Consider the following 22,763-nt stretch of genomic DNA (forward strand, 5'->3'; position numbering starts at 1 on the left):
TCGGACGGACACTCATGATCAAAGACAGCCATACACATCACATCTCCCAGCAGTTCAACGCTGAACTGGAAGAAGTTCGCAGCCACCTGCTGGAAATGGGTGGTCTGGTCGAGAAGCAGGTCAACGACGCGGTCACCGCGTTGATCGAAGCCGACTCGGGCCTGGCCCAGCGAGTGCGCGAGGTGGACGACCGGATCAACCAGATGGAGCGCAATATCGACGAAGAGTGCCTGCGCATTCTGGCCCGTCGTCAGCCTGCCGCCTCCGACCTGCGTCTGATCATCAGCATCTCCAAGTCGGTCATCGACCTTGAGCGTATTGGCGATGAGTCCACCAAGATCGCCCGCCGTGCGATTCAGTTGTGTGAAGAGGGTGAGTCCCCGCGCGGTTACGTCGAAGTGCGCCACATCAGCGATCAGGTCAGCAAGATGGTGCGCGATGCACTGGACTCGTTCGCCCGCTTCGATGCCGATCTGGCGTTGTCGGTGGCGCAGTACGACAAAAACATCGACCGTGAGTACAAGACCGCATTGCGTGAGCTGGTCACCTACATGATGGAAGATCCGCGCTCGATCTCCCGCGTGTTAAATGTGATCTGGGTCCTGCGTTCGCTGGAGCGCATCGGTGATCATGCGCGCAACATCTCCGAACTGGTGATCTACCTCGTGCGCGGTACCGATGTTCGCCACCTGGGCCTCAAGCGCATGCAGGAAGAAGTCAAAGGCCTGACCGCCGAAAGGATTAATGTTCTGGACGCGCCTGACGATAAATAAGATTGCCTGAGAAAAAACGCCTGGCGACCGCCGGGCGTTTTTGTTTCTCCGGTCTGCCCATATTTTTCAAGTCACCCGCGAATAAAAGTCCCGGTGTCGTCAAACAGTTTGGCAGCTGGCCACCCGCCAGCAAATGCTCGCCATTTACGGTGAACACGCCATCAGGAGCGTCGATGAGTAAAGTCAGTGTATTGGTGGTGGATGACGCACCGTTCATCCGCGATCTGGTCAAGAAAGGCCTGCGCAACGCCTTCCCGGGTATCGCTCTGGAAGACGCGGTCAACGGTCGCAAGGCGCAAGTGCTGCTCAGCCGTGAAGTGTTCGATCTGGTGCTGTGCGATTGGGAAATGCCCGAAATGTCCGGGCTTGAATTGCTGACCTGGTGCCGTCAGCAGGACAACCTGAAGACCATGCCTTTCATCATGGTCACAAGCCGTGGTGATAAGGAAAACGTGATTCAGGCGATCCAGGCTGGCGTATCGGACTTCATCGGCAAGCCGTTTACCAACGAGCAACTGCTGACCAAGGTCAAAAAAGCGCTGCACAAGGTCGGCAAGCTCGACGCGTTGATGTCCAGTGGTCCCGCCCGCGTCAACGCCGCGTTTGCCAATGATTCGCTCAGCGCCTTGACGGGTAACCGTCCCGAGGTCGTCAACACGGCACCTGCGGCTTCAACTGCATCGCAAACTGCTCAGTCTGTGGTCCCGCCTGTGGCAAAAGCGGCTCTTTCCGCCGCACCTACCGGTCGTGGTCAGGGTCAGTTGCGTCTCCCAGGTGGAAACCAGCCCTGCGTGATCAAGGCGTTGACGCTCAAGGAAGCGTCGCTGCTGGTCCGCCGTGGCGAAGTCCTGCCGCAGATCCTTGAAAGCGCCGTGCTCGATCTGGAGCAAGGTGAAAACGCCGAGGTAGCGCGTCTCAATGGCTATCTGCACGCGATTGCCGCGTTCGAGCAGAAGCCGGACAGTGAGTGGCTGCAGGTCACTTTCCGCTTCGTCGACAAGGACACCCAGAAGCTTGATTACCTTTCGCGTCTGATTGCCCGTGGTACGGCGCAGAAGCACTTCGTGCCGGGTGCCTGATTCGCTGCCCACTCATGTGTGGGAGCGACGGGGTGGCGCTCCACCTTGCTCGCGATGAGACCGGTATCTCCGCTAAATGTGCAGCGGCCGGGAGTCCATCTTCGCGAGCAACCTCGCTCCCGCGTTACCTAGCATAGAAATTGCAATTCCGATCGCGCCCTGTGCTGACCCGATTTCCTTGACGCTTCGTCTATTACCGATTGATTCGGATGAGTCCAATTGCGTCGGCATCGCTGTTAGGCTGGGCGCCAATCGTCCACTCACCAGGTCTTCCCGATGTTAGAGCGCATGCTGGTTGTCTGTGCCTTACTGCTGGCCACGCAGACCGCCGGGGCAGTCACAATCTATCGGTTCACCGATGCCAATGGCGTGGTGTCGTTTACCGACCAGCCCGTGCGCGGCGCGCAGGTGATGAAGCTTCGCGAGCGCATGGTCGAGCGCATCGACAGCCAGGTGCGCCTGAGCGTCAAGAAAGCCAATGGCAGCGACAGCCTGTATGTTCGCAATGATCTGTACGCGCCCGTGGAAGTCGAACTGCGTCTGGCCGGGGTGAAGAATGTGGTCGGCGTGTCGAATCAGGTCATTCGTCGTACGATTCCAGCGCGCAGCAACGAACGCCTCATCGCCCTCAGCCCGCAAGTCGCCAGCAAGGCCATGGCCTATAAGCCCAGCCTGCGATCAATCGTGGGTGACCCGCAGCGCGGTGTCTCAGCGAATGGATTTGCCTATCGCTATCCATTGCCGTGGGTGGGCGGGCCGTTTCGCATCAGTCAGGGTGCCAATGGGTCCTACAGCCACGTAGGCGCCAAGAGCCGCTATGCGATCGACATCGCCATGCCCGAAGGCACGCAGATTATTGCTGCGCGGGGCGGTACCGTGATCAAGACCGAAAATGCCCAGTCGGGCCGTGGCGCCAATCCGTCAGGCAACTTCGTGCGCATCCTGCACGACGACGGCACGATGGGCGTTTATCTGCATCTGCAGCAGGGATCGGTGAGCGTCAAGGAAGGCCAGCATGTGGCAGTGGGCGCGCCGCTCGGGCGGTCCGGCAACACCGGCAACAGCACCGGCCCGCATTTGCACTTCGTGGTGCAGCGCAATGTCGGGCTGGCGCTGGAGTCGATTCCGTACGAATTCTCGCAACCGGTCCAGAGCCTGCCCAACTTCGCGATTGGCGGGAATTGATCATCTGCTCTGACGGGCAGGTCAATCCAGCTTCAGCACCTTCGCCAGCACGATCTTCGGGCCTTTCATCTTCTTGATGATGATGCGCAGGCCTTCGACTTCCATGACTTCCTCTTCCTCAGGCACGCGCTTGAGGCTGTCGTAGATCAGGCCTGCCAGGGTTTCGGCTTCAACGTGGTCCAGATCAATGCCCAGCAGGCGCTCGACCTTGAACAGCGGGGTGTCCCCGCGAACCAGCAGCTTGCCCGGCTGATAGGCCAGAATCCCGCGCTCGGCCTTGCGGTGTTCGTCCTGAATGTCGCCCACCAGCACTTCCAGCACGTCCTCCATCGTCAGGTAGCCGATGATCTTGCCGTCGGCTTCTTCAACCAGCGCAAAGTGCGCGCCGCCTTGACGGAACTGCTCCAGCAGACGCGACAGTGGCATGTGCTTGGACACCCGCTCCAGCGGCCGCGTGAGCTCGGCGAGGTTGAAGGACTCGGGAAGATGGTCCAGCGCCGCCAGCTCCAGCAGCAGGTCCTTGATGTGCAACAGACCCACAAACTCGTTGCGGTCCGAGTCGTACACAGGGTACCGGCTGAACTTGTGCCGACGGAACATCGCGAGGATTTCTTTGAGCGGGGCGTTGAATTCCAGCGAGACCATGTCTTCGCGGGAGTTCGCCCAGTCCACCACTTCCAGCTCGCCCATTTCCACGGCGGAGGCCAGCACGCGCATGCCTTGGTCACTCGGGTCCTGACCACGGCTTGAGTGCAGGATCAGCTTGAGCTCTTCACGACTGTAATGATGCTCGTGATGGGGGCCGGGCTCACCCTGGCCTGCGATGCGCAAAATGCCGTTGGCACTGGCGTTGAGCAGATAAATGGCCGGGTACATCGCCCAGTAGAAGAGGTACAGCGGCACAGCCGTCCACAGCGACAACAGCTCGGGTTTGCGAATGGCCCAGGATTTCGGCGCCAGTTCACCCACCACGATGTGCAGGTACGAAATCATGAAAAAGGCGCTGAAGAACGACACGCCTTTGACGACTTCCGGCGATTCCACGCCTACGGTCTCGAGCAACGGCGCCAGCAGGTGCGCGAACGCCGGCTCGCCCACCCAGCCGAGACCCAGCGACGCCAGCGTAATACCCAGCTGGCAAGCCGACAGATAAGCATCGAGCTGACTGTGAACGGTGCGCAGGATGCGTCCGCGCCAGCCATTTTTCTCGGCGATGGACTCGACGCGGGTCGAGCGCAGTTTGACCATGGCGAACTCGGCCGCAACGAAGAATCCGTTGAGCAGAACCAACACCATTGCGAAAAGAATCATGCCGAAATCGGCGAAGAGTGAAGCCAGGCTGATACCAGGGGAAGGGTCCATGATGGGGTTTTGCAGGTTCCGTTTTGAAGTGTGGAATGAAACAAGCCCTCACAATTGGAGGGCACAAGGGACGCAATTTAGCGGCTATCTACAGGCTTGCCTAGGCTTTGGTCATCTGCGCCGGGGCAAAGTTGCAGATAAACACACTGCCCTTGCCCGGGACGCTGTTGATTTCCAATGCTGCGCGGTGGCGCAACAGCACGTGCTTGACGATTGCCAGGCCCAGGCCTGTGCCGCCGGTGTTTGACGCGCGGCTGGAATCGACGCGGTAGAAGCGCTCGGTCAGGCGTGGAATGTGCTTGCTGTCGATGCCGATGCCGGAGTCTTGGACGCTTAAGTGTGCGCCACGGCCGTCACTCCACCAGCGGATGCGGATCTTGCCCTCGGCCGGCGTGTATTTGACCGCGTTGAAGATCAGATTGGAGAACGCGCTGCGCAGTTCGGCCTCGCTGCCCTTGAGTCTGTCGTCGCTTTCCAGATCCAGAGTGATCTGTTGATTCTTGCTCCCCGATAGCGCCTGAGCATCATTAGTAATGCTTTGTAGCAGCGACGACACGGCCACGGGCTGATTGTCCGACGGATAATCGGTGGCTTCCAGCTTTGCCAGCAGCAGCAGGTCGTTGAGCAGCGTCTGCATGCGCCCGCCTTGCTGATGCATCTGCTGCAACGCCCGGACCCAGCGCGGATTCACTTCCTCGACGTTATCCAGCAGCGTCTCGAGATAGCCGCAGATAACCGTCAACGGCGTGCGCAGTTCATGGGAAACGTTGGCGACGAAGTCTTTGCGCATTTGCTCCAGCTGATGCATGCGCGTCACGTCGCGCACCAGCATCAAATGCTCGTTGTTGCCGTAGCGGGTGATCAGCATCTGAATGCGCAGGCGGTCATTGACCGGCGAAGGGATCTCCAGCGGCTCGGCGTAATTGGCGTGCTCGAAGTACTCTTTGAAGCGCGGATGGCGCACCAGATTGGTCACCGGCTGACCGCTGTCCTGGGGCGTCTTCAAGCCCAGCAACGTTTCGGCAGCGCGGTTCCACCATTCCAGGTTGCCGTCGCTGTCGAGCATGATCACGGCATCTTTCAGTGCGGCAGTGGATTCCTGCACACGGTCGATAACCGCTTGCAGGCGGCCACGCACGCGCTGGTCGCGTCGTTGCAGATGGTAAATGCTGTCGAAGACTTCACCCCATAAGCCATAGCCATCGGGCGGCGGCTCGTCGGGTTTGTGATGGCGAAGCCAGTCGTGCAGGCGTAACAGCTGTTTGAGCGTCCAGGCCAGATAAAGCCCCAGACCGATTGCCAGACACCCGCCGTAATGCCCGCTGATCAAACCGGCCAGCAGCGAGGCTGTGACCAACATCAGCAAGTGGCGGATCAGGGTGCCATGCCAGTTGTGATTCAATTAACGCGTCCTTGTCTTCAGCGGTCTGAATCGCTGCCAAAGGCTTTTTCAGCTTTTGGTGGAGAAACGGTAGCCAGTACCGCGGACGGTTTGTACCAGATTTTCGTAAGCCTCGCCGAGGGCTTTGCGCAGACGTCGGATGTGGACATCCACGGTGCGCTCTTCCACGTAGACGTTTCCGCCCCAGACCTGATCGAGCAACTGCCCGCGGGTATAGGCGCGTTCCTGATGGGTCATGAAGAATTGCAGCAGGCGGTATTCGGTCGGGCCCATCTCGGCAGGTGTGCCGTCGATGGTCACGCGGTGGCTGATCGGGTCGAGCAGCAGACCGCCTACTTCGATCGGTGACTCGCCATCGTTCGGGGCTGCCCGACGCAGCACGGCCTTGAGCCGGGCGACCAGCTCGCGAGGAGAGAATGGTTTGGTGATGTAGTCGTCAGCGCCGACTTCGAGGCCCTGGATCTTATTGTCCTCTTCGCCTTTGGCCGTAAGCATGATGATCGGGATGTCGCCGGTCAGCTCGTCACGCTTGAGGCGGCGGGCCAGCTCGATGCCGGATGTGCCGGGCAGCATCCAGTCCAGCAGGATGAGGTCCGGCTTGCGGTCGACGATAACGGCGTGGGCCTGTTGCGAATTCTCAGCCTCAATGCAGTCATAGCCAGCCATTTCCAGTGCGACGGCAATCATTTCGCGTATGGGCGCTTCGTCGTCGACGATCAGAATGCTCCTGCCAACCATGCCTCGAACCTCATGTCATTTAACTGTCTTGGGGCGCATTAGATAACGGAATTATTGCAGTCGTGTGACAGGTTAGTTCTAGCTAGGCGTATTCGCCGGTCTAGCGCTAAGCTGGCGACTTGTCCTACAAGAAATGTCCATCCAGCGACAAACAAGAAGAGGATTCATCCATGGCTAAAATTTCTTCCGCTCTGATGCGCCTTTTGGCGGCAGCCGCACTGGCGTCCTCCGGCATGGCATTCGCTGCCGCGCCTGCAATGACCAGCGACGGCATGCTCACCGATCACAAGGGCATGACGCTCTATACCTTTGACAAAGACACCTCTGCGGGCAAGTCCGTCTGCAACGATCAATGCGCAACCAACTGGCCGCCGCTGATCGCTACTGCCAGCGACAAGCCTGAGGGCGACTGGACCATCATCAAGCGCGATGATGGCGCCTCGCAGTGGGTTTACAAGGGCAAGCCGCTGTACTTTTTCAAAAGCGATAAGGCCGCTGGCGACAAAACCGGCGACGGCAAAGGCGACGTTTGGCACATCGCCAAGCCTTGATCTGAACCTTCGCGCTGCGTCGGCCCGAATCGGTCAGCGCAGCGCGTAGTCCACTACGATACCGACAAAAATCGCCAGTCCCGCCCAGTGGTTGTGCAGAAAGGCCTTGAAGCAGGCTTGCGGGTCTTTGTCCCGTGTCGACCAGAACTCCCAGGCGAAGCATCCCGCCGCGACCAGCAGGCCGATGAAGAAGTACAGGCCCAGCTCGAAGCGTATGCCCGCCAGCATCAGGCAGAACAACGCCAGGCATTGCAGCGTCAGGATGATCACCCGATCCGCGTCGCCGAATAGCACGGCGGTGGATTTCACACCGATTTTCAAGTCGTCCTCGCGATCCGTCATCGCGTAGTACGTGTCGTACCCCACCGTCCACAGCAGATTGGCGATGTACAGCAGCCACGCGGCAGCCGGCAGCTCGCCGGTCTCGGCGGTGAACGCCATCGGCATGCCCCACGAGAACGCCGCACCCAGCACCACTTGCGGGTAGTAGGTGTAGCGCTTCATGAAGGGGTAAGTCGCTGCGAGGGCCAGCCCGCCGAATGACAGCCAGATCGTCGTCGCGTTGGTGAACAGCACCAGCACAAAGCTCAGCGTCACCAGCACGGCGAATAGGATCAGCGCTTCGTTTGACGTCACCCTGCCACTAACCAGCGGCCGCTGCTCGGTGCGTTTGACGTGGCCGTCCACCTTGCGGTCGGCGAAGTCGTTGATCACGCAGCCCGCCGCGCGCATCAGGAACACTCCGACGACGAAAATCAGCAGCGTGCTAAGGGAGGGCGAACCTTTGCCGGCAATCCACACGGCCCACAAGGTGGGCCACAGCAACAGATAAATGCCGATGGGTTTGTCGACGCGTGTGAGCTGGACGAAGTCCCAGGCGCGCGGGTGCAGACGGTTCAGGGATTTGAGCAGCGACAGGTACATCAGCGGCCCTCTTGGGCGTGCAGTTGAAGGTTGGCTTCGATCGCGCGCCATGCGGTGGGCAAAAACACTTCCGCCACCAGAATGCTCAAAGCCCCACGGCTGAAACAGGAGCGGCGGCCCCACAAGCCCTGCTGTGCATCAGTCGCAGGCAGCCATTTTGCAGGATAGCGGCAGACCTGCAGGGGGCCGCGGACGAAGGCTTTATCGCTGAACAGTAACTCCCCCAGCGATCGGGTACCGAGTTCGTCCATGTGCAGGCCGGCATGCTCCAGCGCAGTTCTCCCGGCAACACTGCGGGCAAACACCCAATTTTCATCATGGCCCAGCAGATAGACTTCCCGTACCCAGCCCTCGCTGCCTTCAGGTAAGTGCAGTGCAGCGCATTCATCATCACGTAGACGCTGCCAGCCTTCGAACTGCGGACTGACACAGAAGCGGTTATCAGAGAGGCGGGTCAGGCGTCGGGTCAGGGAATCTTCGTGGAACAGCCACTCTAGTACGATCGGCGAAGGCGCTTCGATCAACTGATCGCGCGAAAGCCATTCAGGCGTTGGAAATGCTGGGGTTTGCTGGATCACGGGGGACAAACACAGGCGGCAATCGAGGCGGCGAGCTTAGCATGATTGCGATTTTTCACCGACGACCGGAGCGCCATTCCATGGTCGCAGTGAAGCTACTGACGCCTTCCCGGCTAAAGCCAGTCCTACAGATGCACGGCGTTCGTAGGACCGGCTTCAGCCGGAAGAGGCCGGTTTGGGCGCTATCAATTTTGCGACATGACGACCGACGCCATCGCGCTTGAGCCAAACCTCTGAAAAGCGCGCGCTGTACACCAATGAAACTTGCGTCATGGCGCTGTGATCAGTAAAAGGCCTGACCCATTCGATAAATTTCGCGACCACAGTGAAACGTCTGGGACGTCTAGCCTGAAACCAAGAGAACCGACCAATGAAAAAGTGGCAATGCATAGTCTGTGGCCTGATCTACAACGAAGCCGACGGTTGGCCGGATGACGGCATCGCGCCGGGCACGCTCTGGCAGGACGTGCCGGAAGACTGGCTGTGCCCTGACTGCGGCGTCGGCAAAATGGATTTTGAGATGATCGAAATCGGCTGATCCGCCGACTTCCTCGACCCCTCTGGAGAAATGAATGAACGCACCTGTCGTGATCATCGGCACCGGGCTGGCCGGCTACAACCTTGCTCGCGAATTTCGCAAGCTGGATGGCGAAACCCCGCTCTTGCTGATCACCGCCGATGACGGCCGTTCGTACTCCAAACCCATGCTCTCCACCGGCTTTGGCAAAAACAAGGAAGCCGACGGACTGAGCATGGCCGAGCCGGGCGCCATGGCCGATCAGCTCAAGGCTGAAGTGCGCACGCACACCCGCGTCAGCGGCATCGATCCGGGGCACAAGCGGCTGTGGATCGGCGAAGAAGCGGTGCCTTACCGCGACCTGATTCTGGCGTGGGGCGCGGAAACCGTGCGCGTGCCGGTGGCGGGCGACGCTGCCGACGCCATATTCCCGATCAACGATCTGGAGGACTACGCGCGTTTCCGTGCCGCTGCCGCCGGCAAGAAACGGGTGTTGATCCTTGGGGCAGGCCTGATCGGCTGCGAGTTTGCCAATGACTTGGTCCTCGGAGGCTACGAAATCGACCTGATTGCGCCGTGCGAGCAGGTCATGCCGACGCTGCTGCACCCTGCTGCCGCCGCAGCGGTACAGGCCGGGCTGGAGAGCCTGGGCGCGCGTTTTCACCTCGGCCCATTGCTGACACGGCTTGAGCGCACCGACGACGGGCTCGAAGCGCATCTGTCGGATGGCGAGATGCTGCACTGCGATTTGGTGGTGTCGGCCATCGGCCTGCGTCCTCGCACTGATCTCGCCGCAGCGGCAGGCCTGGAAATCGGGCGGGGCGTTGTGGTCGACCGGCATTTGCAGACTTCCCACGCCAACATCTACGCACTGGGCGACTGCGCTGAAGTCGATGGGCTGAATCTGCTCTACGTCATGCCGCTGATGAACTGCGCCCGAGCATTGGCGCAAACTCTGGCTGGCACGCCCACACCCGTTAAATATGGCCCGATGCCGGTCACCGTGAAAACGCCGGTATGCCCGCTGGTGGTCTCCCCGCCGCCGAAGGGCCTGGAAGGTGTCTGGACCGTTGAAGGTGAGGGCGCCGACATCAAGGCGCTGTGCCGCGACAGCGACGGTAACCTGCTGGGTTACGCGCTGACAGGCGCTGCAGTGATGGAGAAGCTCGCGCTGAACAAGGCCTTGCCCCCCTTGCTGGCCTGATTAACAGTCGTTCTGTCGGATAAGCCATCTTTTACTTGAAACAAACGTGTCCCACGTACTGGCGTGGGTCACGGTGGCGTGCCATTCTCATTCCGGTCTGCCGCAACGTAGAGCTGTTGCGGCACCTGCTCGCTGTCCGCAAGGGCTGCACGGGACATAAAAACAAAAAACCGTAAAAGAGGCTTCATATGCGTAAACCAGAACTCGCAGCGGCTATTGCCGAGAAAGCAGATCTCACCAAAGAACAAGCCAATCGCGTCCTCAACGCCGTGCTCGACGAAATCACCAACGCGCTGCACAAAAAGGACAGCGTCACGCTGGTCGGCTTCGGCACTTTCCTGCAACGCCATCGTGGCGCCCGTACCGGTAAGAACCCTCAGACCGGTGAGCCCGTCAAGATCAAGGCCAGCAACACGGTGGCATTCAAGCCGGGCAAGTTTCTCAAAGACAGCGTTAATCCGGACTCGGTAAAGCCAGCGAAATCAGCCAAGCCTGCTGCCGCCGCCCAAGATGCCAAGCCAGCCAAGGCAGCAGTCGCCAAGGCACCTGCAGCAAAGAAAAAGTAATTCGCTGAGCGCTCTGCGGAGGGCGAGCAGCATGGAGATGGGCATGCCGATCAGTCGGCATGTCCATTTTTTTATGCCCGACGAATTCAGCTTTGCGGACCTGCGCGTTACGTCTACTCCGCCACTTTGCGACTGAGCGGTTCTGCTTGCTCATCGGGCGATCAAGCTCGCTACACTGCGGCTGGTCACCCTGACCGCCGTCTATTCCATGAGGCCCACGCATGAAGTTTCGCTTTCTACTCTGGATGTTGGGCCTGTTGATGGCCCGCGCCAGTCGCAACAATCCCGCTTTTCAACAGCAACTCGCGGGGAAGGACCTGGCTTTCCAGTTGCAGACGGCTGACGGCAAGATTGCCCGGCATTTCATCGTGCACGAGCAACGCGTCAAGAGCCGCGCGGGCACCTTTGCCGCACCTGCTTTCGTGATCGCTTTCAAGGATGCCGATTACGGCTTTGCCACGCTGCAGGCCCGGAACAAGCAGCTCGCGTTCATGCAGGGCATTCAGGACAAGAACATTGTGGTCACCGGCAATGCCGGCCTGGTGATGTGGTTTCAAGGGCTGACGAAGTATTTGAAGCCGAGGAAAAAGAAATAGTCTTCCCCGGCCAGTCCGAGATCAGCTGAACTGAGAGGCCAGTTCGCGCAACAGTACTTCGGCCTCCAGCACTTTCTTCACCACGTCCTGGGCTTTCTCGCGAGAGAGCTTCAGACGCTCGAGCAGCTCGTCCGGAATGCTCTCCAGAGGGCCTGAGCCGATGCCTTCCTTGCGCAGCAGTCTCACGGCCAGGCACACCAGGTTCGCATATTTGTAATGCTCACCTGCGTAGTGCGGATCGTGCTGAAAGCGCAGTGCGATAACCAGTTCCTCCGGCATGTCCCAGTTGCGCATCAGCCAGGAGCCGATCTGCTCACGGGTGATGCCCAGCAAGTGCTGCTCGACGTAGCTGTGGTGCAAATGCGGATTGACTTCGATCTGGCGGCAGATCAGCGAAAAGTGCGGTGGAAACACATGCGCCAGTAGCAGGTAGCCGAAGTTGTGCAGCAAGCCGGCGAGGTACGTCAGGCCGCTTTCCGGGCGCTCGGCACGGGGCATGGCGCGGGTCAGCCCTTCGATGATCGCAGCCGTATAAATCGACTGCTGCCAGTACGGCGTTGCCTGCTGCGGATGATCCTTGGGCAGCGCCAGGGTTTTGCCCAACGCCAGACCGAGTGCAAGATTGATCACCAGATCAAAACCCAGCACGCGAACGATGGCATCTTCCACCGAGCGAATTTTGCCGGCCGAACCGTAATACGGGGAGGCCGCCCAGCTCACGACCTGTGCCGCCAATGCTGGATCGGTTTCGACTACACCGGTGATGTCATCGATGGTCGCGTCCGGGTCGACACGCAGCTTGATGATCTTCTGCGCCGTGTCGGCCAACGGCGGGATCTCCACCGTGGACTCCAGACGCTGCTGAATACGCCGGGCGGTGAAATTCTGTACGGCTTTGGTGATCTCCTCGCGGTCGTCATCGGGACGCGTGAGGTTGGGGGTGACCGACGCCACCGGTTCGCCGAAGCGGGCGGCGCTGGCCTTGCTCAGCAGCGTCTTGAAATCCTCGCTGCTGATTTCCAGCAAGAGGCCCGGTTCGCCAGAGTCGATCAGAACAGCAGGGCCGGAGAGAATGCGTTCTTCGTACAGGCAAGGCGAGCTGGTCAGTGCAGGCAGGCCGGGCAACGTGCCGAGTTTATGCTTCTGCAGCATGAGTTCGAGCGACTCTTTCGGCACCGCCTTCAATTTGCGGCCGGTCAATTCAGTAATGCGATTGAGGTCGAGCAAATGGTTTTGCGGAAGCAGGATGAACAGCGCGCCGACGGAGTCATCGACCAGAATGGCCTGAACTTTCTGTTGGAGCGGGAGCGACTCGTCGTCGGTCACTTCACGAAAGTCGATTTTGCCTAGCAGCTGCCGAATGACGGAAGGGCAGTGTGGGGTTGCGTCGATGTGGGCAACTTCTGTCATGGCCTGTATCCAGATTCCTACAATCGCTGAAGTATAACCAGCTTAGTTGTTATAGAGGTGAGACACCCTGATATTGCGTTGACTGCTTCACACTTGGCCGTATTGCTGGCCATGGCGCAGCCAGCGTTCCAGCAGCGGACTGACGTGTTGCGGCCAGCGTTCGAGCAGCGCCTGGGCGGCGTCCCTGACCGCAGGCAGCAAATCTGCGTCGCGCATCAGGTCTGCAATCTTGAATTGCAGCAGCCCTGTCTGGCGGGTGCCGAGCATCTCGCCCGGCCCGCGCAGCTCCAGATCTTTTTCGGCAATCACGAAGCCATCGTTGGTCTCACGCATGATGCCCAGCCGCTGACGACCGATCTGAGAAAGCGGCGGGTGATACAGCAGCACGCAATGGCTGGCGGCGCTGCCCCTGCCGACCCGACCGCGTAATTGATGAAGCTGGGCCAGGCCCAGGCGTTCCGGGTTTTCGATAATCATCAGGCTGGCGTTGGGGACGTCCACGCCGACTTCGATCACCGTTGTTGCGATCAGCAGATTCAGGTTGCCCTGCTTGAATTCGCCCATGACGGCGGCTTTTTCGGCGGGCTTCATGCGTCCGTGAATCAAACCGACCTTGAGCTCACCCAGCGCGCTGGTCAGTTCCTCGAACGTGGTTTCAGCGGCCTGACACGTCAGCTCCTCGGACTCCTCGATCAGCGTGCACACCCAATACGCCTGTCGGCCTTCGGCGCACGCGTTGCGCACGCGCTCGACGACTTCGATCCGTCGACTGTCGACAACCAGAACGGTGTTCACCGGCGTACGCCCGGGCGGCAGTTCGTCGAGGATCGACGTGTCGAGGTCGGCGTAGGCGCTCATCGCCAGCGTGCGCGGAATAGGCGTTGCGGTCATGATCAGCTGATGTGGACACATCGAGCCGCCGACGCCTTTCTTGCGCAGGGCCAGCCGTTGCTGAACACCGAAACGGTGCTGTTCGTCGATGATGACCAGCGCGAGGTTCTTGAACTGCACCTCGTCCTGGAACAACGCGTGGGTGCCGACGACCATGGGCGTGCCACCGGCGATCTGCGCCAGTGATGCTGCCCGTGCCTTGCCCTTGAGTTTGCCCGCGAGCCAGGCCGTCTCTATGCCGAGAGGCTCCAGCCAGCGGGTGAAGTTGATGAAGTGCTGTTCGGCAAGAATCTCGGTGGGCGCCATCAGTGCGACCTGATAGCCCGCCTCCAGTGCCTGAAGCGCCGCGAGTGCTGCGACGACCGTCTTGCCAGCGCCCACATCGCCCTGAATCAGCCGCAGCATTGGTTCCTGCTGACTGAGGTCGTAGGCGATCTCGTTGCCGACGCGCTGCTGCGCACCCGTGGGCGGGAAACCGAGGTTGGCGAGGAATTTCTTCGGCAGGCGTTTCGCCGGGGGCAGTGCAGGCGCGCGTTGCGAGCGCAGGCTTTCACGCAGGCGTTGCTGGGAAAGCTGGTGCGTCAGCAGCTCTTCGAATGCCAGTCGGTGCTGCGCCCAGTGATGGCCTAGCGCGAGTTCTTCAACGTCGGCATCGGCGGGCGGGTTGTGCAGGTAATGAATGGCGTCGGCCAGGGGCGCCAGTTGATAGTCGCGCGCCAGCTCGTCCGGCAGCCAGTCAGGCAGGCTCTTCGGCCCAAGCATCGACAGGCTCTGCTGACACAGCTGCCGCAGGCGCTGCTGGGTGAGGCCTTCGGTCGTGGGATAGATCGGTGTCAGCGTCTGCTCCACAGCAACCGGCTCATCGCCGGTGATGGCACGGTATTCCGGGTGGTAGATCTCAAGGCCCGAGGCGCCGGGACGGGCTTCACCGTAGCAGCGTACGTGTGTGCCGCGCTTGAGGCCATCCTTCTGCGCGTTGCTGAAGTGGTAAAAGCGCAGGCTCAACACCCCGGTGCCGTCGCCGATCCTGACCAGCAGACTGCGACGTTTGCCCATGACGACGTCGGCGCCGCTCACCACACCTTCGATCACGGCGTCCTGACCCGGGCGCAACTCACCGATGGGCACGACGCGAGTCCGGTCCTGATAACGCAAGGGCAAGTGAAACAGCACGTCCTGAATGTTTTCAAGACCGACTTTCGCCAGCTTTTCAGCCATGGCCTCACCGACGCCTTTTAGCGCCGTGACCGAGACATGAGACAGCTCCGTCATACCGTCCCTTAACTCGCTTCAGCCTGAGCTTTAGGGCGAGCGACGGAACACAGACGAATCGAGTCTGCGAGGATTTCGATGGCTTTCGGACGCGGAAAGCTGGCACGCCAGGCGATTGCCACGGTGCGGAAGGGCACCGGCGGCGACAGCGGACGAACTTCGATCACGCCGGGCGCGTAGTGATGGCTGTCGACGGCGGACATCGGCAGGATGGAAATACCCAGGCCCGAGGCGACCATGTGCCGAATGGTTTCCAGCGAACTGGATTCCACCGTGGTGTGCTTGGCCGCATCGCCGCCCTTGACCAATGTCGGACAGGCTTCAAGGACCTGATCACGGAAGCAGTGACCTTCGCCCAGCAGCAGCAGGCTCTTGTCGTTCAGCGCCGAAGCATCGATGGTCTTTTTCTGAGTCCATGGATGATCGGCCGGCATCAGCACGTAAAACGGCTCGTCGTACAACGACAGCGTCAGGACATCGGCCTCGTTGAACGGCAAAGCGATGATGATCGCGTCGAGCTCACCATTGCGCAGCTTGTCGCGCAGCACGTGAGTGAAGTTTTCCTCAATGTACAACGGCATCTGCGGGGCAACCCGGTGCAGTTGGGGAATCAGGTGAGGAAACAGGTAGGGGCCGACGGTGTAGATCGCGCCGACTTTAAGCGGCGCGGTCAGTTGATTCTTGCCGGTCTGGGCCAGTTCACGAATGCCCTGAGCCTGTTCGAGGACCTTTTGCGCCTGAGCCACGATGCCCTCGCCAACCGGGGTCAGACGTACGGCACTCTTGCTGCGCTCGAAAATCAGCACGCCGAGTTCATCTTCCAGCTTCTTGACGCCCACCGACAAGGTCGGCTGGCTGACGTGGCAGCGTTCGGCGGCATGGCCGAAGTGCTGCTCTTGAGCGAGGGTAACGATGTAGCGCAATTCTGTAAGGGTCATAACGTGCGTCCATGAAGTTGCGGCCCCAGCATAGCGGGTGCAATCGATAGACGCACGTTATCAACCCGTCGCGGCTGACAAAATTCTGGTTTCAGCGTTTATCCAGCGAATAAACGAAGGGCGCGACCACTTCCAGCGAGCCGTTCTTCAGCAGTTCCGGCGGCGGTTTAGGCAGCGGCTGCGCGCGGCGGATCATTTCCAGCGTCGCTCTGTCCAGCGAGGCGCTTCCTGAACCTCCAGCCAGTTCGTAGGACAATACGCGACCTTCGCCATCGACCACAAAGCGCAACTTACTGGTGCCCTGCATGCCGCGACGTCGGGCGTCTTCCGGATAACGCTTGAACTTGCTCAGGTGACTCAGCAGTTCGCCTTGCCAAGTGGGTAATGCATTGCTTGGCGGTGTGGGCGCAGCAGGTTGCGGCGACGCTGACTTCTCCGGCTTGGCATTGGACGGCGGTGCGTCCAGCGGCTTGTCGTCGGCTGGTTTTTCTTCCTTCGGCGGCTCGACCTTCTTCACAGGTTTTGGCGGCTGTGGTTTGGGTTTGGGCTTGACCGGCTTGGGTACAGCGATTTCGGCCTTGGGCGCCTCGGCGACTGGCGGAATCGGCAGTTGTTCTTCAGGCGCAGGCGGCTGCGGTGGTTGCACGACCTTCGGCGGTGGCGGCGGAGCGGGCTCGGGAGCGGGCGCGAGCTCAACCATCATCGCGGCCGGCGGCAGCTCGATGGCCTGCGAGGAGGGCCAGCGCAACGCGACGACAATCGCCACGGCATGGACCGCCAGCACCAACAAGAGACTACCGCTATAGCGCGTCAGCTTTTGGCGCGTATTGATCATTTCTTGCCGACCGTCTCAAGACCCACCAGGCCTACCTTCAGGTAGCCGGCGCCGCGCAGGGCGTTCATCACGTCCATCAGGTCGCCGTAGTCGACGCCCTTGTCGGCCTGGAAGAAGATCGTGGTGTCTTTCTTGCCTTTGGTCTTGGCATCCAGCACCTGACCGATCTGCTCGCGCGCGACCTTTTCATCGCCCAGGTACAAGCTCTGGTCGGCTTTCACGCTCAGGAAAATCGGCTTCTCGGGCCGAGGCACTGGCTTGGCTGTGGAGGCCGGTAGATCAACCTTGATGTCCACGGTTGCCAGCGGTGCGGCAACCATGAAGATGATCAGCAGGACCAGCATGACGTCGATGAACGGCGTCACATTGATTTCGTGGTTCTCGGCGAGATCGTCGTCGCCTTCCTTCAAATGCAGGCCCATGGTTTACCCCATCTTTACCATGTGCGGCGATTGACTGCGCTCGACCGCAGGCTGGTGATCCAGATCGCGGCTGACCAGCAACAGAACCTGCGCCGAAGCGTCGGACACTTGCGCCTTGTAACCGGCGATGGAGCGGGCGAAGACGTTGTAAATGACCACGGCCGGAATCGCTGCAACCAGACCCAGCGCGGTGGCCAGCAGGGCCTCGGCGATGCCCGGCGCCACAACGGCCAGGTTGGTCGTCTGGGTTTTCGCGATGCCGATGAAGCTGTTCATGATCCCCCAGACGGTGCCGAACAGGCCCACGAAGGGCGCGGTTGAACCGATGGTGGCCAGTACGCCGGTGCCCATGCTCATGTTGCGGCCGCAAGCGGCGACCAGGCGTTCAAGGCGGAAAGCGACGCGCTCCTTGATGCCTTCCTGTTCGCGTGTGTTAACCGACAGGCGCATCTCTTCCAGTGCGTCGTGCACCAGCAAATGGGAAAGGGTCCCTTCTTTCTTCGCCCCTGCGCTGGCTTCGTCCAGGTTGCGCGCGCGCTTCAGCGCAGCGATTTCGCTCCGCAGACTACGCTTGGCGCCCAGCAGTTCGAAGCCCTTGGCGATCCAGATGGTCCAGGTAATGACCGATGCAAGGGCCAGACCGATCATCACGGCTTTGACGATGATGTCCGCGTTCTTGTACATGCCCCATGGCGAGAGGTCGTGGGACATGCCCAGGCTGTTATCTTCCGCGACGGCGTCGAGCGACTCAGTCGGAGCAGATGCCGGGGTGAGTTCTTGAACGCCTGGCGTAGTCGCAGGGTCAACCGGTGTGGCGGTTGGGGCCTCGGCCTGTATGGCGGGGTTTTGTGCGGGAGCGTTGGAGTCGGCGAGCGCTACGGGCGTCAACATCAGGCTGAACAGCAGCGCGGCAACGGCGCGTCCTGCGCGTGGCAGACCTCGATTGGCAATGGACGAAGCGGGGGTTTGAATAGATGTCATGCTGGCCCGACCTGATATGAAAATAGGTGTTCGTTCTGAGAGCGTCACGCTGGCGCGAGGCGAGCGGAGGAGAACAAAGGGCCGTCATTATTGCAAGTAATTCTTGTTAACAAAAGTAAGAGCGTCTCTTTTTCCTGAGAATGCTTCCCAACGGTCGGTTTTACAGCCCGTTTTAGAGGCTCAAATTCAACAAGTGATGTGGAGATTGGACATGTCAGCGCCATCCGTTTTGATTGCTGGATGTGGCGATATCGGGAGCCGACTGGCCTCCCAACTTATGCCTGATGACTGGACCGTGTACGGCCTGCGCCGCTCGGTAGAGAAACTGCCCAATGGCGTGCTCGGCGTCAGCGGCGATCTTTTCGACCCCCGGATTCCCGCGCACTGGCCGGAAGGCCGGCTTGATTACCTGGTCTACTGCGCCACACCCACTGACCGTGATGAGGCGGGTTACCGAGCGGCTTATGTAGAAGGCCTTCGGCACGTGCTGGGCTGGAGCGAGCGCAGCGGACAGAGACCGAAGCGGATATTTTTCGTATCCAGCAGCAGCGTTTATGGTCAGCAGCACGGCGAATGGGTTGATGAAACGTCGCCCGTCGAAGCTACCGGGTATTCGGGCCAAGTCATGCGCGAGGCGGAGCAAGTGGCGCTGAACAGCGGGGTGCCAGCGACCATCGTCAGGTTGACCGGAATCTACGGTCCGGGACGCAGTGACCTGATGACTCGGGTGCGGCAGGGCTACAGCGTTGCGATCGATCCACCGCTGTATGGCAACCGCATTCATGCCGACGATGCGGCCGGCCTGCTGGCGTTTTTACTACGGACGGCTGCGGACGAAGTGGTGCTGGAAGACTGCTATATCGGCGTCGACGATGCGCCCGCGCCGCTGGCCGAAGTGGTCGACTGGATGCGTCAGCGTCTGGGTGTTACAGAGTGGTCAGATGAAAACAACGTGCGCCGCGCCGGCAGCAAGCGCTGCAGCAATGCCCGCGCCAAGGCGCTGGGCTGGACGCCGCGTTATGCGACCTATAAAGAAGGGTATGAGGCGATGCTGGCGGACCAGCCGAAGTAGGTCGGATCACTGAAATCCTGTGGGAGCGAGCTTGCTCGCGAAGAGGGTGGCACAGCCGCTAAGCATCCAGCGGCTGAAAGGGCCTTTCGTGAGCAAGCTCACTCCCACAACAACGACGTTCGCTGTATCAGTTCTTCTCGAGCACCCAGCGCTGCTCGCCCGGGCGCAGGTCAGGCATTTCAGTTGCCTGGGCGTTGTTGACCGCCTGGAACAACTCCAGCTGTTTGCCGTTACGGACGAAGATCCACGGGTTGCCGCGCTCGTTCTTCTCCAGCCACATGCTGTCGTATTCACCGCTCATGGCCGCGCAGTCGCCAGCGAGGCACAGTGCGTAGCGATCATTGCCTGGCAAGCCGCTCACGCTGCCGTCTGGCAGGAATTCAACCGCGCTGCCCTGGCCCTCGCCATTGACGATGGTCCATTTGCCACCGAGGTAGGCCGTGTAAAGCGCGCGCTCAAAGCTGGTGCCGGGTTGGGCGCCAGCCGGAGGCGCTTCTTTCGGGGACCGGAAATGCTGCTCGGGTCCGGTATCGCTGGCTCGCTGCACAAGCTCGTCGCCCTTGATGGTCAGTTCATCAGACGCATTGCCGTAGAAGTCGACGCGCAGCTTGCCGTCGGCATTACTGGCGATCTTGCCTTCACTCAGCTCGAAGCCGTTTGAAGCAGTGGCTTGTCCGGCCTTGGTGTTGATGTTCCATTCCAGATTCGGGCCGTAGGCCAGCAGCGCCTGACGCAGATTGCCGCCTTGGCCTGCAGCGTCAATGGCGGCCTGGTTGATCCAGGTGCCGTCCGGGCTTTTGTCGGAGTGGCTGGCGCAGCCGCTGAGCAGTGCAACCAGCAGCGAGAGGGCAAACGCAACGCGCATGGGTGGAGTCCTTCCTTTTCTGGGGAGGCGGAGCGTGCTTGAGCTCCGCACCGGGATTTACTCGACGACCAGAATGGCGTCCATTTCGACCTGCGCGCCACGCGGCAGCGCAGCAACGCCAATGGCGGCGCGTGCCGGGTACGGCTGTTCGAAATACTGGCCCATGATCTCGTTGACCTTGGCGAAGTGGCTCAGGTCGGTGAGGAAGATATTCAGCTTGACGATGTCCTTGAACGAACCGCCTGCGGCTTCGGCCACAGCTTTCAGGTTTTCGAAGACCTGAACGGTCTGAGCCTCAAAGCCTTCGACCAGCTCCATGGTCTTCGGGTCCAGCGGAATCTGGCCCGACATGTACACGGTGTTGCCCGCCTTGATTGCCTGGGAATAGGTGCCGATGGCGGCGGGGGCTTTTTCGCTGGAGATGACGGTCTTGCTCATGAAAAACTCCTGTCTGCGGTTTGACTACGCGCGCATACGGGTGATGCGGATCACGCCGGCCAGGGCGCGCAGTTTCTTGATCACACGGGCCAGATGCACGCGGTCGTGCACGCTGACTACCAGTTGGACCACGCTGATGCGACCATCGCGTTCATCCATACTGATTTTTTCGATGTTGCCGTCCGCGGCATTGACGCTGCTGGCGAGCAGAGCGATCAGGCCGCGCTGGTGCTCCAGTTCGACGCGCAATTCGACATTGAATTCGCCAGTAACGTCTTTGGCCCATGACAGCTGAATGCACTTCTCGGGGTTGTGGCGGATTTCCGCGATGTTCCGACAATTGTCCAGGTGCACGACCATGCCTTTGCCCGCCGACAGATGCCCAACGATCGGGTCCCCCGGAATGGGTGTGCAGCACTTGGCGTAACTGAGGACCAAGCCCTCGGTGCCACGAATGGCCAGAGGACCTTCGGCGTTCGGCAGTTGATCGCCTTCACTGGCCAGCAATCGGCGAGCAACCACATACGCCATGCGATTGCCCAGGCCGATGTCTTCGAGCAGGTCTTCGATGACCTCGACCCGGTATTCGGTGAGGATCAAACGCACGCGTTCGGCCGGAATCTTTTCCAGCGTGCTGTCGAAGCCGTTGAGGACCTTGTTCAACAAGCGTTCGCCGAGATTGATCGACTCCGACCGGCGTTGCAGTTTGAGCGCATGACGGATGTGCGTGCGGGCCTTGCCGGTCACGACAAAGTTGAGCCAGGCCGGATTAGGGCGTGCTCCCGGCGCACTGACAATCTCGACGGTCGAGCCGCTTTGCAGCGGTTCAGAAAGCGGCGCCAGCCGGCGATTGATCCGGCAGGCGATGCAGCTGTTGCCGACGTCAGTGTGGACGGCATATGCGAAGTCCACCGCCGTAGAGCCTTTCGGCAGCTCCATGATCCGGCCCTTGGGCGTGAACACGTAGACCTCGTCCGGGAACAGGTCAATCTTCACGCTTTCAATGAATTCCAGCGAGTTACCCGCGCGTTGCTGCATTTCCAGCACGCCCTTGACCCACTGACGGGCCCGCGCGTGGGTGCTCTTGGGCTGTTCATCGCCAGACGACTTGTACAGCCAGTGCGCGGCGATGCCGTTGTTGGCCATCTCTTCCATTTCGCGGGTACGAATCTGGATCTCGATGGGCACGCCATGCATGCCGAACAGAGTAGTGTGCAGCGATTGATAGCCGTTGGCTTTCGGGATCGCGATGTAATCCTTGAAGCGGCCGGGTAGTGGCTTGTACAAATTATGTACAGCGCCGAGCACGCGATAGCAGGTGTCGACCTTGTCGACGATGATCCTGAACGCGTAGACGTCCATGATCTCGTTGAAGGCCCGGCGCTTGCCGCGCATCTTTTTGTAGATGCCATACAAATGCTTTTGGCGGCCGCTGACTTCGCCTTCGATGCCATCGACGGCAAGGCAGTGGCTCAGCGATTCTTCGATCTTGTTGACCAGTTCCTTGCGGTTACCGCGCGCGCGCTTGACCGCCTGGCCGATGCGCGAAGAGCGCATCGGGTACATCGCCTTGAAACCGAGGTCCTCGAATTCGATACGCACGCTATGCATGCCAAGGCGATTGGCGATAGGGGCGTAGATTTCGAGAGTTTCTTTGGCGATGCGGCGGCGCTTCTCTCCGGAAAGGACTTCAAGCGTGCGCATGTTATGCAGGCGGTCGGCGAGCTTGACCAGAATCACGCGGATGTCCCGCGCCATGGCCATCGCCATCTTCTGGAAGTTCTCGGCCTGGGCTTCGGCTTTGGTTTCGAAGTTCATCTGGGTCAGTTTGCTGACCCCATCGACGAGTTCGGCCACCGTTTCACCAAACTGTGCGCAGAGCGCTTCTTTGGCGATGCCGGTGTCTTCAATCACGTCATGCAGCATGGCGGCCATCAGGCTCTGATGGTCCATGTGCATGTCGGCAAGGATATTGGCCACCGCCAGCGGATGCGTGACGTAGGCTTCGCCGCTACGACGGCGTTGGCCGTCGTGGGCTTGTTCGGCGTAGAAGTACGCCCGGCGGACCAGGTTGACCTGGTCTGCGCCGAGGTAGGTCGAGAGGCGATCGGCGAGGGCGTCTATGCTCGGCAAGATAATTCTCCTTGCCGAAGGCTGTGACCCT

At 60.3% G+C, this 22,763-nt stretch carries 22 protein-coding genes and 1 pseudogene; 9 read left to right on the forward strand and 14 right to left on the reverse strand.

Annotated features, from left to right (window positions below):
* Positions 1 to 14 precede the first annotated feature (14 nt).
* The 3 genes from phoU to FX982_RS07890 all read left to right on the forward strand — a co-directional run bounded on the left by phoU (position 15) and on the right by FX982_RS07890 (position 3,037).
* Positions 15 to 773, forward strand: coding sequence for a phosphate signaling complex protein PhoU (phoU, locus tag FX982_RS07880; protein WP_037016764.1), 759 nt, complete (start codon positions 15 to 17; stop codon positions 771 to 773).
* Between the two features lie 173 nt (positions 774 to 946).
* Positions 947 to 1,852 (forward strand): response regulator, encoded by a 906-nt coding sequence (locus tag FX982_RS07885; RefSeq protein ID WP_172610247.1) that lies wholly within the window; start codon positions 947 to 949, stop codon positions 1,850 to 1,852.
* Between the two features lie 276 nt (positions 1,853 to 2,128).
* Positions 2,129 to 3,037 (forward strand): peptidoglycan DD-metalloendopeptidase family protein, encoded by a 909-nt coding sequence (locus tag FX982_RS07890; protein WP_172610248.1) that lies wholly within the window; start codon positions 2,129 to 2,131, stop codon positions 3,035 to 3,037.
* A 21-nt stretch (positions 3,038 to 3,058) separates the two neighbouring features.
* On the opposite strand, the gene FX982_RS07895 is transcribed toward FX982_RS07890, so the two are convergent.
* From FX982_RS07895 to phoB, 3 genes are all read right to left on the reverse strand, one after another.
* Entirely contained in the window at positions 3,059 to 4,399 is a 1,341-nt protein-coding gene (locus tag FX982_RS07895) for a hemolysin family protein (protein ID WP_122623573.1), read from the reverse strand.
* A gap of 100 nt (positions 4,400 to 4,499) precedes the next feature.
* Positions 4,500 to 5,759 (reverse strand): phosphate regulon sensor histidine kinase PhoR, encoded by a 1,260-nt coding sequence (gene phoR, locus FX982_RS07900; protein ID WP_241043500.1) that lies wholly within the window; start codon positions 5,757 to 5,759, stop codon positions 4,500 to 4,502.
* Positions 5,760 to 5,849: 90 nt separating this feature from the next.
* Positions 5,850 to 6,539, reverse strand: a complete 690-nt coding sequence (gene phoB, locus FX982_RS07905) for a phosphate regulon transcriptional regulator PhoB (protein ID WP_037016751.1) — start codon at positions 6,537 to 6,539, stop codon at positions 5,850 to 5,852.
* Between the two features lie 170 nt (positions 6,540 to 6,709).
* On the opposite strand from phoB, the gene FX982_RS07910 reads away from it, so the two are divergent.
* Entirely contained in the window at positions 6,710 to 7,090 is a 381-nt protein-coding gene (locus FX982_RS07910) for a COG4315 family predicted lipoprotein (protein ID WP_133774211.1), read from the forward strand.
* 33 nt (positions 7,091 to 7,123) lie between these two features.
* Here FX982_RS07910 and ubiA read toward each other — a convergent pair whose 3' ends face one another.
* Complete coding sequence (gene ubiA / locus FX982_RS07915) at positions 7,124 to 8,014, reverse strand: 4-hydroxybenzoate octaprenyltransferase (RefSeq protein WP_172610249.1); 891 nt, start codon at positions 8,012 to 8,014, stop codon at positions 7,124 to 7,126.
* A complete protein-coding gene (locus tag FX982_RS07920; RefSeq protein WP_172610250.1) occupies positions 8,014 to 8,592 on the reverse strand; it encodes a chorismate--pyruvate lyase family protein in 579 nt (192 codons plus the stop codon). The genes ubiA and FX982_RS07920 overlap by 1 nt, the downstream gene beginning before the upstream one ends.
* 370 nt (positions 8,593 to 8,962) lie before the next feature.
* On the opposite strand from FX982_RS07920, the gene FX982_RS07925 reads away from it, so the two are divergent.
* The 4 genes and pseudogenes from FX982_RS07925 (at position 8,963) to FX982_RS07940 (ending at position 11,475) form a co-directional block, all read left to right on the forward strand.
* Positions 8,963 to 9,130 (forward strand): rubredoxin, encoded by a 168-nt coding sequence (locus tag FX982_RS07925; RefSeq protein WP_002555879.1) that lies wholly within the window; start codon positions 8,963 to 8,965, stop codon positions 9,128 to 9,130.
* 34 nt (positions 9,131 to 9,164) lie between these two features.
* A complete protein-coding gene (locus FX982_RS07930) occupies positions 9,165 to 10,313 on the forward strand; it encodes an NAD(P)/FAD-dependent oxidoreductase (RefSeq protein ID WP_172610251.1) in 1,149 nt (382 codons plus the stop codon).
* Positions 10,314 to 10,501: 188 nt separating this feature from the next.
* Positions 10,502 to 10,771, forward strand: a pseudogene (locus tag FX982_RS07935) (HU family DNA-binding protein); the annotation flags it as partial.
* Positions 10,772 to 11,100: 329 nt separating this feature from the next.
* The gene (locus FX982_RS07940; RefSeq protein ID WP_122534183.1) at positions 11,101 to 11,475 is read left to right on the forward strand and encodes a helicase; all 375 of its coding nucleotides are present in this window, start codon (positions 11,101 to 11,103) and stop codon (positions 11,473 to 11,475) included.
* A 21-nt stretch (positions 11,476 to 11,496) separates the two neighbouring features.
* On the opposite strand, the gene FX982_RS07945 is transcribed toward FX982_RS07940, so the two are convergent.
* From FX982_RS07945 to exbB, 6 genes are all read right to left on the reverse strand, one after another.
* Positions 11,497 to 12,885, reverse strand: a complete 1,389-nt coding sequence (locus FX982_RS07945; protein ID WP_172610252.1) for an aminoacyl-tRNA deacylase and HDOD domain-containing protein — start codon at positions 12,883 to 12,885, stop codon at positions 11,497 to 11,499.
* Positions 12,886 to 12,972: 87 nt separating this feature from the next.
* Positions 12,973 to 15,048, reverse strand: coding sequence for an ATP-dependent DNA helicase RecG (gene recG / locus FX982_RS07950; protein WP_172610253.1), 2,076 nt, complete (start codon positions 15,046 to 15,048; stop codon positions 12,973 to 12,975).
* Positions 15,049 to 15,056: 8 nt separating this feature from the next.
* The gene (locus FX982_RS07955; RefSeq protein ID WP_065988216.1) at positions 15,057 to 15,986 is read right to left on the reverse strand and encodes a hydrogen peroxide-inducible genes activator; all 930 of its coding nucleotides are present in this window, start codon (positions 15,984 to 15,986) and stop codon (positions 15,057 to 15,059) included.
* A gap of 91 nt (positions 15,987 to 16,077) precedes the next feature.
* Positions 16,078 to 16,821 carry an energy transducer TonB gene (locus FX982_RS07960; protein ID WP_172610254.1) on the reverse strand — a complete coding sequence of 248 codons (744 nt, stop codon included), beginning with the start codon at positions 16,819 to 16,821 and terminating at the stop codon, positions 16,078 to 16,080.
* Positions 16,818 to 17,243 (reverse strand): TonB system transport protein ExbD, encoded by a 426-nt coding sequence (gene exbD, locus FX982_RS07965; protein WP_122534179.1) that lies wholly within the window; start codon positions 17,241 to 17,243, stop codon positions 16,818 to 16,820. The genes FX982_RS07960 and exbD overlap by 4 nt, the downstream gene beginning before the upstream one ends.
* Positions 17,244 to 17,246: 3 nt before the next feature.
* A complete protein-coding gene (gene exbB / locus FX982_RS07970) occupies positions 17,247 to 18,224 on the reverse strand; it encodes a tonB-system energizer ExbB (protein WP_172610255.1) in 978 nt (325 codons plus the stop codon).
* Between the two features lie 211 nt (positions 18,225 to 18,435).
* Here exbB and FX982_RS07975 point away from each other — a divergent pair, with 211 nt between their 5' ends.
* Positions 18,436 to 19,296 (forward strand): SDR family oxidoreductase, encoded by an 861-nt coding sequence (locus tag FX982_RS07975; RefSeq protein ID WP_172610256.1) that lies wholly within the window; start codon positions 18,436 to 18,438, stop codon positions 19,294 to 19,296.
* A 127-nt stretch (positions 19,297 to 19,423) separates the two neighbouring features.
* Here FX982_RS07975 and FX982_RS07980 read toward each other — a convergent pair whose 3' ends face one another.
* From FX982_RS07980 to spoT, 3 genes are read right to left on the reverse strand one after another with little or no spacing between them, the layout of a single operon-like run.
* A complete protein-coding gene (locus tag FX982_RS07980; protein WP_172610257.1) occupies positions 19,424 to 20,161 on the reverse strand; it encodes a hypothetical protein in 738 nt (245 codons plus the stop codon).
* A gap of 57 nt (positions 20,162 to 20,218) precedes the next feature.
* On the reverse strand, positions 20,219 to 20,599 hold the full coding sequence (locus tag FX982_RS07985) for a RidA family protein (RefSeq protein WP_172610258.1): 381 nt from the start codon (positions 20,597 to 20,599) through the stop codon (positions 20,219 to 20,221).
* Positions 20,600 to 20,623: 24 nt separating this feature from the next.
* Positions 20,624 to 22,732: a bifunctional GTP diphosphokinase/guanosine-3',5'-bis pyrophosphate 3'-pyrophosphohydrolase gene (gene spoT / locus FX982_RS07990; RefSeq protein ID WP_122534175.1), complete on the reverse strand. Its 2,109-nt coding sequence runs from the start codon at positions 22,730 to 22,732 to the stop codon at positions 20,624 to 20,626.
* Positions 22,733 to 22,763 lie beyond the last annotated feature (31 nt).

Source organism: Pseudomonas graminis, assembly GCF_013201545.1.
GTDB lineage: Bacteria > Pseudomonadota > Gammaproteobacteria > Pseudomonadales > Pseudomonadaceae > Aquipseudomonas.

Bases quoted from the DNA above. Each gene is read 5' to 3' on its own strand.
- phoU (WP_037016764.1), top strand. From the start codon at position 15: ATGATCAAAGACAGCCATACACATCACATCTCCCAGCAGTTCAACGCT.
- FX982_RS07885 (WP_172610247.1), top strand. From the start codon at position 947: ATGAGTAAAGTCAGTGTATTGGTGGTGGATGACGCACCGTTCATCCGC.
- FX982_RS07890 (WP_172610248.1), top strand. From the start codon at position 2,129: ATGTTAGAGCGCATGCTGGTTGTCTGTGCCTTACTGCTGGCCACGCAG.
- FX982_RS07895 (WP_122623573.1), bottom strand. From the start codon at position 4,399: ATGGACCCTTCCCCTGGTATCAGCCTGGCTTCACTCTTCGCCGATTTC.
- phoR (WP_241043500.1), bottom strand. From the start codon at position 5,759: ATGTTGGTCACAGCCTCGCTGCTGGCCGGTTTGATCAGCGGGCATTAC.
- phoB (WP_037016751.1), bottom strand. From the start codon at position 6,539: ATGGTTGGCAGGAGCATTCTGATCGTCGACGACGAAGCGCCCATACGC.
- FX982_RS07910 (WP_133774211.1), top strand. From the start codon at position 6,710: ATGGCTAAAATTTCTTCCGCTCTGATGCGCCTTTTGGCGGCAGCCGCA.
- ubiA (WP_172610249.1), bottom strand. From the start codon at position 8,014: ATGTACCTGTCGCTGCTCAAATCCCTGAACCGTCTGCACCCGCGCGCC.
- FX982_RS07925 (WP_002555879.1), top strand. From the start codon at position 8,963: ATGAAAAAGTGGCAATGCATAGTCTGTGGCCTGATCTACAACGAAGCC.
- FX982_RS07930 (WP_172610251.1), top strand. From the start codon at position 9,165: ATGAACGCACCTGTCGTGATCATCGGCACCGGGCTGGCCGGCTACAAC.
- FX982_RS07940 (WP_122534183.1), top strand. From the start codon at position 11,101: ATGAAGTTTCGCTTTCTACTCTGGATGTTGGGCCTGTTGATGGCCCGC.
- FX982_RS07945 (WP_172610252.1), bottom strand. From the start codon at position 12,885: ATGACAGAAGTTGCCCACATCGACGCAACCCCACACTGCCCTTCCGTC.
- recG (WP_172610253.1), bottom strand. From the start codon at position 15,048: ATGACGGAGCTGTCTCATGTCTCGGTCACGGCGCTAAAAGGCGTCGGT.
- FX982_RS07955 (WP_065988216.1), bottom strand. From the start codon at position 15,986: ATGACCCTTACAGAATTGCGCTACATCGTTACCCTCGCTCAAGAGCAG.
- FX982_RS07960 (WP_172610254.1), bottom strand. From the start codon at position 16,821: ATGATCAATACGCGCCAAAAGCTGACGCGCTATAGCGGTAGTCTCTTG.
- exbD (WP_122534179.1), bottom strand. From the start codon at position 17,243: ATGGGCCTGCATTTGAAGGAAGGCGACGACGATCTCGCCGAGAACCAC.
- exbB (WP_172610255.1), bottom strand. From the start codon at position 18,224: ATGACATCTATTCAAACCCCCGCTTCGTCCATTGCCAATCGAGGTCTG.
- FX982_RS07975 (WP_172610256.1), top strand. From the start codon at position 18,436: ATGTCAGCGCCATCCGTTTTGATTGCTGGATGTGGCGATATCGGGAGC.
- FX982_RS07980 (WP_172610257.1), bottom strand. From the start codon at position 20,161: ATGCGCGTTGCGTTTGCCCTCTCGCTGCTGGTTGCACTGCTCAGCGGC.
- FX982_RS07985 (WP_172610258.1), bottom strand. From the start codon at position 20,599: ATGAGCAAGACCGTCATCTCCAGCGAAAAAGCCCCCGCCGCCATCGGC.